Annotated in this window: 13 protein-coding genes; 10 read left to right on the top strand and 3 right to left on the bottom strand. The window is 72.7% G+C overall.

Annotated features, from left to right (window positions below):
* The first annotated feature begins 11 nt into the window (after window positions 1–11).
* The 3 genes from ACFQZY_RS15980 (at window position 12) to ACFQZY_RS15970 (ending at window position 2,161) form a co-directional block, all read left to right on the top strand.
* The gene (locus tag ACFQZY_RS15980) at window positions 12–716 is read left to right on the top strand and encodes a ComF family protein (protein ID WP_377417623.1); all 705 of its coding nucleotides are present in this window, start codon (window positions 12–14) and stop codon (window positions 714–716) included.
* 56 nt (window positions 717–772) lie between these two features.
* Complete coding sequence (locus ACFQZY_RS15975; RefSeq protein WP_377417621.1) at window positions 773–1,282, top strand: tRNA (cytidine(34)-2'-O)-methyltransferase; 510 nt, start codon at window positions 773–775, stop codon at window positions 1,280–1,282.
* 78 nt (window positions 1,283–1,360) lie between these two features.
* Window positions 1,361–2,161 (top strand): response regulator, encoded by an 801-nt coding sequence (locus tag ACFQZY_RS15970; protein ID WP_377417619.1) that lies wholly within the window; start codon window positions 1,361–1,363, stop codon window positions 2,159–2,161.
* 64 nt (window positions 2,162–2,225) lie between these two features.
* On the opposite strand, the gene ACFQZY_RS15965 is transcribed toward ACFQZY_RS15970, so the two are convergent.
* Complete coding sequence (locus ACFQZY_RS15965; RefSeq protein ID WP_377417617.1) at window positions 2,226–4,907, bottom strand: GNAT family N-acetyltransferase; 2,682 nt, start codon at window positions 4,905–4,907, stop codon at window positions 2,226–2,228.
* Between the two features lie 123 nt (window positions 4,908–5,030).
* Here ACFQZY_RS15965 and ACFQZY_RS15960 point away from each other — a divergent pair, with 123 nt between their 5' ends.
* Together ACFQZY_RS15960 and ACFQZY_RS15955 are read left to right on the top strand one after the other, a co-directional pair.
* A complete protein-coding gene (locus tag ACFQZY_RS15960; RefSeq protein ID WP_377417615.1) occupies window positions 5,031–6,551 on the top strand; it encodes a thymidine phosphorylase family protein in 1,521 nt (506 codons plus the stop codon).
* On the top strand, window positions 6,544–7,449 hold the full coding sequence (locus ACFQZY_RS15955; RefSeq protein ID WP_377417613.1) for a ribose-phosphate pyrophosphokinase: 906 nt from the start codon (window positions 6,544–6,546) through the stop codon (window positions 7,447–7,449). The genes ACFQZY_RS15960 and ACFQZY_RS15955 overlap by 8 nt, the downstream gene beginning before the upstream one ends.
* A gap of 46 nt (window positions 7,450–7,495) precedes the next feature.
* Here the strand turns inward: ACFQZY_RS15955 and ACFQZY_RS15950 are convergent, their stop codons facing one another.
* Complete coding sequence (locus ACFQZY_RS15950) at window positions 7,496–8,242, bottom strand: sulfite exporter TauE/SafE family protein (RefSeq protein ID WP_377417611.1); 747 nt, start codon at window positions 8,240–8,242, stop codon at window positions 7,496–7,498.
* Between the two features lie 29 nt (window positions 8,243–8,271).
* On the opposite strand from ACFQZY_RS15950, the gene ACFQZY_RS15945 reads away from it, so the two are divergent.
* Window positions 8,272–8,706 (top strand): DUF1841 family protein, encoded by a 435-nt coding sequence (locus ACFQZY_RS15945; protein WP_377417609.1) that lies wholly within the window; start codon window positions 8,272–8,274, stop codon window positions 8,704–8,706.
* Window positions 8,707–8,795: 89 nt separating this feature from the next.
* On the opposite strand, the gene ACFQZY_RS15940 is transcribed toward ACFQZY_RS15945, so the two are convergent.
* The gene (locus ACFQZY_RS15940) at window positions 8,796–9,467 is read right to left on the bottom strand and encodes a c-type cytochrome (protein WP_377417607.1); all 672 of its coding nucleotides are present in this window, start codon (window positions 9,465–9,467) and stop codon (window positions 8,796–8,798) included.
* A 73-nt stretch (window positions 9,468–9,540) separates the two neighbouring features.
* Between ACFQZY_RS15940 and ACFQZY_RS15935 the strand changes: the two genes are divergently transcribed.
* Genes ACFQZY_RS15935 through ACFQZY_RS15920 form a run of 4 tightly spaced genes read left to right on the top strand, consistent with a single transcriptional unit; the run spans window position 9,541 to window position 12,407 of the window.
* A complete protein-coding gene (locus tag ACFQZY_RS15935; protein WP_377417605.1) occupies window positions 9,541–10,383 on the top strand; it encodes an AAA family ATPase in 843 nt (280 codons plus the stop codon).
* Window positions 10,384–10,396: 13 nt separating this feature from the next.
* Entirely contained in the window at window positions 10,397–10,618 is a 222-nt protein-coding gene (locus ACFQZY_RS15930; protein ID WP_377417603.1) for a hypothetical protein, read from the top strand.
* Window positions 10,615–11,223 (top strand): GNAT family N-acetyltransferase, encoded by a 609-nt coding sequence (locus ACFQZY_RS15925; protein WP_377417601.1) that lies wholly within the window; start codon window positions 10,615–10,617, stop codon window positions 11,221–11,223. Before ACFQZY_RS15930 ends, ACFQZY_RS15925 begins: the two co-directional genes overlap by 4 nt.
* Window positions 11,217–12,407, top strand: a complete 1,191-nt coding sequence (locus ACFQZY_RS15920) for a VWA domain-containing protein (RefSeq protein ID WP_377417599.1) — start codon at window positions 11,217–11,219, stop codon at window positions 12,405–12,407. The genes ACFQZY_RS15925 and ACFQZY_RS15920 overlap by 7 nt, the downstream gene beginning before the upstream one ends.
* Window positions 12,408–12,426: the final 19 nt, after the last annotated feature.

Genomic DNA, 12,426 nt, shown 5'->3' with positions numbered 1-12,426 from the left:
TATTGAGCGCCATGTTCCGAGCCTGGATCCAGGGATTGGCGCAGGCCGTGCCGGCGCGCTGCGAGGTGTGCCGAAGCTGGCCCGCGCAGCCGGTGTGCGGCGCCTGCGCGCTGCGCTTCGCCGCGCCCGTGCCGCGTTGCGGGCGCTGCGCGCTGCCCGTGGCGGCCGGCGTGGCCGCGTGCGGCGCCTGCCTGGGCGCGCCCGCCGCCCTCGATGGCTGCGTCGCGGCCCTGCCCTATGCCTACCCCTGGGACGGGCTGGTCGCGCGCTTCAAGTTCCGCGGCGAGCCGGGCTGGGCCGCGGCCTTCGCCGCGATGCTGCGCGAAGCCCCCGGCGCCCGCGCCCTGCTGCGCGCGGCCGACCGCCTGCTGCCGATGCCACTGGCGCCGGCGCGCCTGGCCGAGCGCGGCTACAACCAGGCCCTGGAACTGGCCCGCCGGCTGGCCCCGCCGGGCCGCCTCGACGCGCGCAGCCTGCTGCGCGTGCGCGAGACCCCGCCGCAGGCCACCCTGGACCGCGAGGCGCGCCGGCGCAACATGGCCCGGGCCTTCGCGGTCGAGCCGGGGCGCGCCGCGTCGCTCGCCGGCCGCCACCTGCTGCTGGTGGACGACGTGATGACCTCCGGCGCCTCGCTGGCCGCGGCCGCCGCGGCCCTGCGCCAGGCCGGCGCTGGCCGCGTGAGCGCCCTGGTGCTGGCCCGCACCGACGACCTCTGACCCCCACGGCCTTCCGCCTTCCGCCTCCCGCCTTTCCGCTTTCCTGCCTTCCCGCCATGTTCAACATCGTCCTCGTCGAGCCCGAGATCCCGCCCAACACGGGCAACGTGATCCGGCTGTCCGCCAACACCGGCTGCGCCCTGCACCTGGTGGAGCCCCTGGGCTTCTCCATGGACGACAAGCTCCTGCTGCGGGCCGGCCTCGACTACCACGAGTGGGCCGACGTGCGCCGCCATGCCGACTGGGCCGCCTTCCTGGCGGCCATGCAGCCCGACCCGCAGCGGATGTTCGCCCTCACCACCCGCGGCACCCGGCAGGTGCACGACGTGGCCTTCCAGCCCGGCGACTGGCTGGTGTTCGGCTCCGAATCGCGCGGGCTGGCGCCGGCGCTGCGCGAGTCGTTCGCGCCGGCGCAGCGGCTGAAGCTGCCGATGCGCGAGGGCCAGCGCAGCCTGAACCTGTCGAACGCGGTGGCGGTGACGGTGTTCGAGGCCTGGCGACAGCACGGCTTCGCCGGCGGCGTGCCGGCCGCGGACGCCCCGCCGCCCGCCCCGGGAATCCGATGACAAACGCTAGGCAAATGCCCTAAAGGGGCGGCCCGGCGGCATGGTGTCATGCAGACTGCCATGACACCCGCCACCGCCATGACCGCTCCCCGACCCCTGAACGTGCTGCTCGTCGAGGACGACCCGATCCACCAGGTGGTGAGCCGCCGGCTGCTCGAGCAGCTCGGCGCGCACGTGGACCTCGCGCCCGACGGCCTGCAGGCGCTGGCCGCCGCCACCCGCACGGCCTACGACCTCGTGTTCATGGACATCCAGATGCCGGTCATGGACGGCGTCAGGGCCACCCGCGCGCTGCGCCACGCGGGCCTGGACAAGCTGCCCGTGATCGCCATGACCTCCCAGGCCTCGGCCGCCGACCAGCGCGTGTACGCGCAGGCCGGCCTCAACGACCTGGTGCCCAAGCCGGTCGACGCGCGCCGCCTCGCCGACACCCTGGAGCGCTGGCGCCCCGCGCGCCAGGCCCAGGCGGCCGAGGAGCCGCTGCCGCCGCTGACGCCCCACCTCGACGCCCTGCCCCAGGGCATTCCCGGCCTCGACGTGGCCGGCGCAGTGCAGCGCCTGCTGGGGAACACCGCCCTGTACCGGGAGATGCTGCAACGCTATGCGGACAGCCAGGAGCGCGTGCCCGGCCTGGTGCGCGCGGCGCTCGACGCCGGCGACCGGGAGCTCGCCTGCCGCGAGGTCCACACCGCCCGCAGCCTGGCCGCCACGGTCGGCGCCCTGCGGGTGTGGGCCGAGGCCCAGTCACTGGAGCGCTGCCTGCGCGACGACGCGCCGGAGACGGAGTGGAAGCCGGTGCTCACGCGGCTGGAAAAGCAGCTGCACCTGCTGCTGGGGGCGCTGCGCGCGCAACTCGAGATGCAGCCGCAGGCGGCCTGAAGCCGGCCGCCTCGCCCCCTCGGCAGCAGGCCGGCGGCGCCCGTCGCCGCGACCGGGTCGCTCCCTATCCGCGGACCGCGCGCAGGTCCAGCCGCAGGTCGGTGAGCCCGTCGGCCGGGCCGTTGCCCACCTCGAACCCCAGCGCCATCGCCAGCCGCGCCATGCGCGCGTTGTCGCCCTGGCACTGCCCCACCAGCTCGCCGGTGCCCCGCGCCCGCAGGTAGTCCACCATCCGCGCGAGCAGCGCCCGGCCCAGGCCCCGGCCCTGCCAGTCGCCCGCGACCTGGATCGCGAACTCGGCCTGCCGGTTGTCCGGGTCGCACACCGCGCGCACCTCGGCCACCATGCGCCCGCCCTGCGGGCCCTCGGCCAGGGCGATGAAGGTCATCTCGCGGTCGTAGTCGATCTGCGAGAAGCGCGCCAGCTCGGAGGCCGGCACCTCGCGCCGCGCGGTGAAGAAGCGCAGGCGCATGTCGCCCGGCGAGGCCTCGGCGTAGAAATCGCGCAGGCGTTCGCCGTCCTCGGGGCGGATCGGCCGCACCCGCAGCGCGGCGCCGTCGAGCCGCAGCGTGTCCTCGAGATGCTGCGGGTAGGGGGTGATCGCCAGGGGCGCCACCGGCTCGCCGGGAAGGTGCACGCGGATGCGGGCGTCCACCGCCAGCACGCCCTGGGCGTCCACCAGCAGCGGATTGATGTCGAGTTCGGCCAGCGCCGGATGGTCGCAGGCCAGCTGCGAGACCTGGAGCAGCGTGCGCAGCACGCCCTCGCGGTCGCTGGCGGCGCGGCCCCGGTGCGCCGCCAGCAGCGGCTCCAGGCCGGTGCGCGCCAGCAGCTCCTGCGCCAGGTTCGCGTTCAGCGGCGGCAGGGCCACTGCATGCTGCGCGCGCAGCTCCACCTCCACCCCGCCGGCGCCGCACAGGAGCACCGGCCCGAACACCGCGTCGGCGGCGACGCCCACGATCAGCTCGCGCGCCAGCGGGCGTTCCACCATCGCCTGCACCGTGAAGCCGTCGATGCGCGCCTGCGGCAGCAGCGCCAGCACACGCTGGCGCATCGCGCGCGCCGCCTCGAACACCTCCTGCGGGCTGCGCAGCCCCAGCACCACGCCGCCCACGTCCGACTTGTGCAGCACCTGCGGCGAGCGGATCTTCAGCGCCACCGGGAAGCCGACCTGCCCGGCCAGCGCGGCGGCCTCGTCCTCGTCACGCGCGGCGCGGGTGGGCGTGACCGGGATGCCGTAGGCCGCCAGCACCTCGCTGGCCTCCACCGCGTCGAGCCAGCGCCGCCCCTCGGCGCGGGCGGCCTCGAGCAGGGCTGCGGCGCGCTCGCGGTCGGGGCACGCCGCGGAGGATTGCGCGGGGCACAGCTGCGTGAGCAGCCGCTGGCTGCGCGCGTGCCGCACCTGCTGCAGCCAGGCGGCGGTGGCGCGCTCGGGCGTGCCGTAGCAGGGGATGCCGCCGGCCGCATACAGCGCCCGGGCCGGCTCGACCACCTGCCCGCCGATCCAGCCCGCCAGCACCGGCTTGCGCGCCTCGCGCAGCAGGGGCAGCGTGGCCACCGCGATGTCGGGCGCCGGCACCAGGGCGGTGGGCGCGTGCATGAACAGCACGCCGTCGGCCTCGGGCGCGTTGAGCAGGATGCGCAGGGCGTCCTCGTAACGCTGCGTCGGCGCGTCGCCGATGATGTCCACCGGGTTGCCGCGCGACCAGGTGCCGGGCAGGCAGGCGTCGAGCGCGGCGACGGTGGCGTCGGACAGCGTTGCCAGCGCGCCGCCGCCCAGCACCAGGGCGTCGGTGGCGAGCACGCCGCAGCCGCCGCCGTTGGTGACGATGGCCAGGCGCTCGCCGCGCAGCGGGCGCCGGTGCGCCAGCGTCTCGGCGGCGTCGAACAGCGCCTCCAGCGTGTCCACCCGCAGCATGCCGGCGCGGTGCACCGCGGCCTCGAACACCGCGTCGCTGCCGGCCAGGGCGCCGGTGTGCGAGGCGGCGGCCTTGGCGCCGTCGGGCACGCGGCCGGACTTGACCACCAGCACCGGCTTGTTGCGCGCCGCCGCGCGCGCGGCGGACATGAACTTGCGCGCGTGCTTGACCGACTCCACGTACATCAGGATCGACTGGGTGTGCGGGTCGGTGGCCAGGTAGTCGAGCACGTCGCCGAAGTCGACGTCGGCGCTGTCGCCCAGCGAGATGAAGTGCGAGAAGCCGATGCCGCGCGGCGAGGCCCAGTCCAGCATGGCCGTGGCCAGCGCGCCGGACTGCGTGACGAAGGCGATCGATCCGGCCTGCGCCTGCGAGGGCGCGAAGCTGGCGTTCAGCCCCGCGCCGGGCACCAGCAGGCCGATGCAGTTGGGGCCGAGGATGCGAAGCAGGTGGGGGCGCGCCGCGTCGAGCATGGCCTGCTCCAGGGTCGGCCCGCCGGCCTCGGCCGCATGCTTGAGGCCGGCGCTCAGGACCACCGCGGCGCGCGTGCCGCGCCGCCCCAGCTGCGCGATGAGGCCCGGCACGGTGGGCGCGGGCGTGCAGATCACGGCGAGGTCGGGCACGCCGGGCAGGTCGTCGACATCGCGCCAGGCGCGCACGCCGCCCACGCGGTCGTGCCGCGCATTGACCGGCCACACCGGTCCGGCGAAGCCGCCCTGCAGCACATTGCGAAGCACGACGGCGCCGACGCTGCCGGGTCGGTCGGAGGCGCCGATCACGGCGACGGCGCGGGGCTGGAACAGGGCCTCGAGGTGGCGGATGCTCATGCAACTTTCCTTGGTGGGCGCCGGGGCAGTCTAGCGGGCCGCGCCCGGGGCCCGTTGCGGTGCGTCAAGCGTCCGCCTCCCCGATCTGGCCTACAGTCAGGCATCGAACGCGCTCCATCCCGCATGACCGAGACCTCACCCGCCCCCCACCGGCTGCGCCTGCGCCGCATGGGCATCGACACCTACCAGGAGCCGGTGCTGTACACGCACCGCGACTGCCCCGTCTGCCTGTCGGAGGGCTTCGAGGCGCAGTCCCGCGTGGAGCTGCGCCTGAACGGCCACGCCATCGTGGCGACCCTCAACGTGGTCGAGAGCGACCTGGTCTCGCCCGGCGAGGCCGGCCTGTCCGAGGCGGCCTGGCGGCTGCTCGGGGCGCGCGAGGGCGACGAGGTCGCGGTGCGCCACCCGCCGCCGCTGGAGTCGCTGGGCCATGTGCGCGCCAAGGTCTACGGCCGGCGCCTGACCGACTCGGCGATCGAGTCCGTGATCCGCGACGTCGCCGCCGGCCGCTACTCCGACCTGCAGCTGGCCGCCTTCGTCACCGCCTGCGCCGGCGAGCGCCTGGACATGGGCGAGACGGTGGCCCTCACCCGCGCCATGATCAACGTGGGCGACCGGCTCGACTGGGGCGAGGGCCTGGTGATGGACAAGCACTGCGTGGGCGGCCTGCCGGGCAACCGGACCACCATGCTCATCGTGCCCATCGTCACCGCCTGCGGCCTGCGCATGCCCAAGACGTCGTCACGCGCGATCACCTCGCCCGCCGGCACCGCCGACACCATGGAGATGCTCGCGCCGGTGGACCTGGACGTGCCGGCCATGCGCCGCGTCGTCGAGCGCACCGGCGGCTGCGTGGTCTGGGGCGGGTCGGTGCGGCTGTCGCCCGCGGACGACGTGCTGATTCGCGTCGAGCGACCGCTGGACCTGGACAGCCAGGGCCAGCTGGTGGCCTCGGTGCTGTCCAAGAAGGCCGCGGCCGGCTCCACCCACGTGCTGATCGACATTCCGGTGGGCCCGACCGCCAAGGTGCGCAGCGCCGAGGCGGCGCGCATCCTGGGCGACCAGCTGCGGCAGGTCGGCGAGGAGGTCGGCCTGCATGTGCGCGTGGTCGAGACCGACGGCCTCGCCCCGGTGGGCCGCGGCATCGGCCCGGCGCTGGAGGCGCGCGACGTGCTGGCCGTGCTGCAGCGGCAGCCCGAGGCGCCGTCGGACCTGGCGCACCGCGCGCTGTTCCTGGCCGGCCAGGTGCTGGAGTTCGGCGGCGCCGCCGCGCCGGGCCACGGCCCCGCGCTGGCGCGGCAGGTGCTGGCCGACGGCCGCGCCTGGAGCAAGTTCCAGGAGATCTGCGAGGCCCAGGGCGGCCTGCGCGAGCCCGTGCTGGCGCCGCTGCGCAAGGACATCGTGGCCCTGCGCAGCGGGCGCGTGGTGGGCATCGACAACCGCCGCCTGGCCCGCATCGCCAAGCTGGCCGGCGCGCCCAAGGTGCCCTGCGCCGGCATCGACCTGCTGGTCCACGTGGGCGACTTCGTCGAGCGCGGCGAGCCGCTGTTCACGCTGCACGCCGGCTCGCCCGGCGCCCTGGCCTATGCGGCGGACTACGCCGAGTCCCAGCCCACCACCGTGCATGTGACCGAGGATGCCTGAGTCCGTCCCCCCGCCCCTGATCCTGAGCCTGCCGGGCAACGAGGCCCTGGCCGCCGGCCTGGCGCAGGCGCTGGCCTGCGAGCACGCGCCGCTGCATGTGCACCGCTTCCCCGACGGCGAGACCCTGGTGCGCCTCGAGCCGCCGGTGGCGGGCCGCGCGGTGGTGCTGGCCTGCACGCTGGACCATCCCGACGACAAGGCCCTGGGCCTGCTGTTCGCGGCCGACGCCGCGCGCGAGCTGGGCGCCACCCGTGTGGGCCTGGTCGCGCCCTACCTGGCCTACATGCGCCAGGACCACCGCTTCCATCCGGGCGACGCCATCACCTCGCGCAGCTTCGCGCGGATGCTGTCGGCCTCGCTGGACTTCCTCGTCACGGTGGACCCGCACCTGCACCGATGGCACAGCCTGGACCAGATCTACACCCTGCGCTCGCAGGTGGTGCCGGCTGCCCCCGCGATCGCAGCCTGGCTGCGCGAGCAGGTGGCGCGGCCGCTGCTGGTCGGCCCCGACGAGGAAAGCGCGCAGTGGGTGGCCGAGGTCGCGCGCCTGGCCGGCGCCCCGCACCTGGTGATGACGAAGACCCGCCGAGGCGACCGTGACGTCAGCGTGGTGCTGCAGCCGCCCGCCGGCGCCGCCGGCCGCACGCCGGTGCTGGTGGACGACATCATCTCCACCGGCCACACCCTGATGGCCGCGGCGCAGGCGCTGCGCGAGGCGGGCCTGGCGGCGCCGGTGTGCGTGGGCGTGCATGCGCTGTTCGACGAGGCGGCCCACGCGCGCATGCTGGCGTCGGGCATCGCCCGCGTGGCCACCTGCGACAGCATCGCCCACGCCACCAACGCGATCGCGCTGGCGCCGGGGCTCGCCGACGCCCTGCGCGCGTTCACCGCGGCCTGAGGCCTGCGGACGAGGGCCGGGCGCTGCGCGCGCCGGGCCGGGCCGGTCAGGCCAGGAACCCGTCCCACACCAGCTTGGCGCCGGTCAGCGCCATGCCGAGGTAGATCAGGCGGTAGAACAGCACCGGGTCGATGCGGTGCGCGATGCGCACGCCGATCCACACGCCCAGGGGCGCCAGCGGCAGCAGCGCCAGCGAGGTGAGCATGTTGCGGGTGTCCAGCAGCCCGAGCCAAGCATAGGGCACCCACTTGCTCAGGTTCATCACGAAGAAGAAGACGGCCATGGTCGCGGTGAACACCACCGGCTGCAGGCGCATCGGGATCACGTAGGCGTTGATCGGGGGGCCGCCGGCATGGGCCACGAAGCTGGTGAAGCCCGAGGTGGCCGTGAGGAGGATGCCGGCCCAGCGCGGCGGCGCCACGCTGTCCGCGCGCGGCGGGAACAGCAGGCGCTGGGCGAGGAAGGCCAGCGTGCACACGCCCACGATGCCGGAGACCAGGTGCGAGTCCAGGTACTTGAACAGGACCGCGCCGACCGTGATGCCTCCCAGCCCCCAGGGCAGCATGAAGCGCAGCAGGCGCCAGTCGTAGTGGCCCCGGTAGGCGTGCAGGCCGAGGAGGTCCATCACCAGCAGCAGCGGCATGAAGATGGCGGCGGCCTGGGGCACCGGCACGGCCAGCGCCATCATCGGCACGGCCAGCGAGCCGAAGCCGGCGCCGAAGCCGCTCTTGCTGATGCCCAGGAGGAGGGTCGCGGGGATCGCGACGAGGAAGAAGAAGGGGTCGGTGATCATGGGCCAGGGCGCATGCTACCCTCCCGCGCATGTTCAATCCCTCCCAGGAAGACGTGCGCCGCTTCTTCTGCGGCGTGCACGCCAAGGCCCGGGCCGGCCAGCCCATGGACGCCCTCGAGACCCTGGCCAGCCAGTGGCTCGCCGAGCACCCCGAGTACGCCAACGACCTCGCCGATGCCGACGCCGCGGTCCAGCGCACCTACGACGGCGGCGACGGCCGCACCAATCCCTTCCTGCACCTGTCCATGCACCTGTCGATCAGCGAGCAGTGCTCGATCGACCAGCCCCGCGGCATCCGCCAGGCCGTGGAGCTGCTCGCCGCGCGCCGAGACTCGCTGCACGACGCCCACCACGAGGCCATGGACTGCCTGGGCCAGATGCTCTGGGAAAGCCAGCGCGCCGGCCGGCCGCCGGACGGGCAGGCCTACATCGACTGCGTGCAGCGGCGAGCGACCCAGCGCTAGGGTGTGTCATCGGACTCCCCCCTCCCCCCAGCCCCACGGAAACAAAAAAGCCCCGCACTGCGGGGCTTTTTCCTGGGAGCCGGGGCGCTTCAGCGGAAGCGGCTCTGCGGCTGGACCTGCATCTCGCCCTCGAGCGAGCCGATGTAGGAGGACAGGGCCTTGAGTTCGGCGTTGGTGAACTGCTTGGCGATGCCGGCCATGACGCCGTTGGTGCGGCCCACGACGTTGTTCGGCTCGCCCTTGTAGGACTTCAGGGCGACGAACAGGTAGTCGCTGTGCTGGCCGGCGATCTTCGGGTAGCTGGGATCGATCGGCTTGGAGAAGTTGGCGCCGTGGCAGGAGGCGCAGGCGGCCTTCTGCAGCAGGGCGGCGACCTGGGCGTTCGGCTCCTTGGAGGGCTTCTCGGCCACCGCGGGCTTGGCCTGCTTCTCGTAGTAGGCACCGATCTCGGCCATGTCCTGCTCGGACAGGCCGGCGGCGATGCCGCGCATGGTGGGGTGCTTGCGCTCGCCGTTCTTGTAGGCGTTGAGCGCGGCGACGATGTACTTGGCGTTCTGGCCCGAGATCATCGGCACGCGGTGCACTTCAGGGAAGCTGGACTGGTAGCCAGGGATCGCATGGCAGCCGATGCACATGGCCACCTTGGATTCGATGGTCTTCGCGCCACCGGCCGCGGGGGCGGAAGCGGGCGCCTGGGCGGACGCGATGCTGGTCACGGAAGCGACAGCCAGGGCGAGCAACGAGCGGAGCAACTTGGTCATTTTGCGAAGACAATCGTCGAAACAACCCGCGATTATATGGCGCGGCCCAGGCCGCCCGTTCCGTACTTACGCCATGAAGTTCCAAGGCTCCCAGAACTACGTCGCCACCCAGGACCTGATGCTCGCGGTCAACGCCGCGATCACCCTCAAGCGCCCGCTGCTGGTCAAGGGCGAGCCTGGCACCGGCAAGACGATGCTGGCCGAGGAGGTCGCCCAGGCCCTGGACATGCCGCTGCTGCAGTGGCACATCAAGTCCACCACCAAGGCCCAGCAGGGACTCTACGAGTACGACGCGGTGAGTCGCCTGCGCGACTCCCAGCTCGGCGAGGCGCGCGTCAAGGACATCCAGAACTACATCGTCAAGGGCGTGCTCTGGCAGGCCTTCACCTCGGACCAGCCGGTCGCCCTCCTGATCGACGAGATCGACAAGGCCGACATCGAATTCCCCAACGACCTGCTGCGCGAGCTCGATCGCATGGAGTTCTGGTGCTACGAGACCCGCGAGCTGGTCAAGGCCAAGCACCGGCCGCTGGTGTTCATCACCTCCAACAACGAGAAGGAGCTGCCTGACGCCTTCCTGCGCCGCTGCTTCTTCCACTACATCAAGTTCCCCGACGCCGACACCATGCGGCAGATCGTCGGCGTGCACTTCCCCGGGCTGAAGCAGGAGCTGCTGTCCTCCGCGATGAAGACCTTCTACGAGGTGCGCAACCTCCCCGGCCTCAAGAAGAAGCCCAGCACCTCCGAGCTGCTGGACTGGCTCAAGCTGCTGGTCGCCGAGGACATCCCGCTGGAGGCCCTGCAAAGCCAGGACGACAAGGTGGCCGTGCCGCCGCTGGTGGGCGCGCTGCTGAAGAACGAGCAGGATGTGACCCTGTTCGAGAAGCTGGTGTTCATGCAGCGCAACAACCGCTGAAAGGAGCTGCGCCATGCATCCCCTGCTGGTCGAAGGCCTGTCCGACGCGGTCGGATTCGTGGGTGGCGCCCTGGCGGGCTACTGGGTCGCGATGCTGCTCGGCGTCGACCCGCTGGCCCAGGGCTATGACGCGGTGTCCGTGACCGGCATCGCCCTGGTGGGCCTGGGCGGCGGCATCGGCCTGCACCTGGCGCGTCGCTGGCGCCGGGCACGCGGGAGGAAAGACCCGTCATGAAGGCCCCGGCGCCGCTCGTGCTCGAGGCGCCGCGCCTGCGGCTGGAGCCGCTGCAGCCCGCCCACGCGGCGGACCTCGAGGCCGCGGCGCGCGACGGCGAGCTGTGGAAGATCCGCGTCACCTCGGTGCCCGGGCCCGGCGAGGCCCCGGCCTACGTGGCCACCGCGCTGGCCGGCCAGGCCGCCGGCCACATGCTGCCCTTCGTGGTGCGCGAGGCCGCAGGCGGGCGCATCGTCGGCACCACCCGCTACCACGACATCGTGCCCGCCATCGGGCGGCTGGAGATCGGCTACACCTGGTACGCCCGCAGCGTGCAGCGCACCCATGTGAACACCACCGCCAAGCTGCTGCTGCTCACGCACGCCTTCGAGGCGCTGGGCGCGAAGCTGGTGGGCTGGCGCACCGACAACTACAACTTCGCCAGCCAGCGCGCCATCGAGCGCCTGGGCGCGAGGAAGGACGGCGTGCTGCGCCACCACGCGCCGCGCCGCGACGGCACGGTGCGCGACACCGTGATGTACAGCCTCAGCGCCGGCGAGTGGCCCGAGGTGAAGGCCCACCTGCACCACCTGCTGGCGCGCCACGGGGAGGCCGCCCCATGCTGATCGACTTCTTCTACACCCTGCGCAGCGTGAAGCTCCCGGTCTCGGTGAAGGAATTCCTCACCCTGCTGGAGGCGCTGCAGGCCGGCGTGGTCGGCCCCGCCAGCCAGGACCGCTGGTCCATCGACGACTTCTACCACCTGGCCCGCACCACGCTGGTGAAGGACGAGAAGCACTACGACAAGTTCGACCGCGCCTTCAGCGCCTACTTCAAGGGCGTGGAGCTGATCGCCGACTTCACCCAGGACGTGCCGCTGGAGTGGCTGCGCAAGAACCTGGAGCTGGACCTCTCCCCCGAGGAGAAGGCGAAGATCGAGAAGATGGGGTGGGACGAGCTCATGGAGACGCTGAAGAAGCGTTTCGAGGAGCAGAAGCACCGGCACGAGGGCGGCAACCGCATGATCGGCACTGGCGGCACCTCGCCCTTCGGCGCCTTCGGCTACAACCCGCAGGGCATCCGCATCGGCCAGGACAAGGGGCGCAACCGCAGCGCGGTGAAGGTCTGGGACCAGCGCGCCTACAAGGACTACGACGACTCCCAGGAGCTGGGCACGCGCAACATCAAGGTGGCCCTGCGCCGCCTGCGCAAGTTCGCCCGCGAGGGCGCGGCCGAGGAACTGGACCTGGACGACACGATCCGCTCCACCGCCGCCAACGCCGGCTGGCTCGACATCAAGCTGGTGCCGGAGCGGCACAACAACGTGAAGGTGCTGCTGCTGATGGACGTGGGCGGCACGATGGACGAACACATCCACCGTGTCGAGGAGATGTTCTCGGCGGCGAAGGCCGAGTTCAAGCACCTGGAGTTCTACTACTTCCACAACTGCGTCTACGACTTCATGTGGAAGAACAACAAGCGCCGCTTCGCGGAGAAGTTCCCGACGCGGGACATCATCCGCAAGTACAACCGCGACTACAAGCTCGTCTTCGTGGGCGATGCGACCATGAGCCCCTACGAGATCCTGCAGCCGGGCGGCAGCGTCGAATACAACAACGAGGAGCCGGGCGCGGCCTGGATCCAGCGCCTGACCGAGGCCTTCCCCAAGTTCGCCTGGATCAACCCCGAGCCGCAGGGCGTGTGGCAGTACCGCCAGAGCATTTCCATCATCCAGCAGCTGATGAACCAGCGGATGTTCCCGCTGACCGTCAAGGGGCTGGAGGAGGCGATGCGGCTGCTGTCCAAGTAGGCCGGCCGCCGCACCGCCC

This window comes from Ramlibacter sp. GCM10027632, from assembly GCF_042675325.1.
GTDB lineage: Bacteria > Pseudomonadota > Gammaproteobacteria > Burkholderiales > Burkholderiaceae_C > Ramlibacter.
The sequence above is the reverse complement of the archived record's forward strand: the minus strand, read 5'-3'. Positions and strand labels throughout refer to the sequence as shown.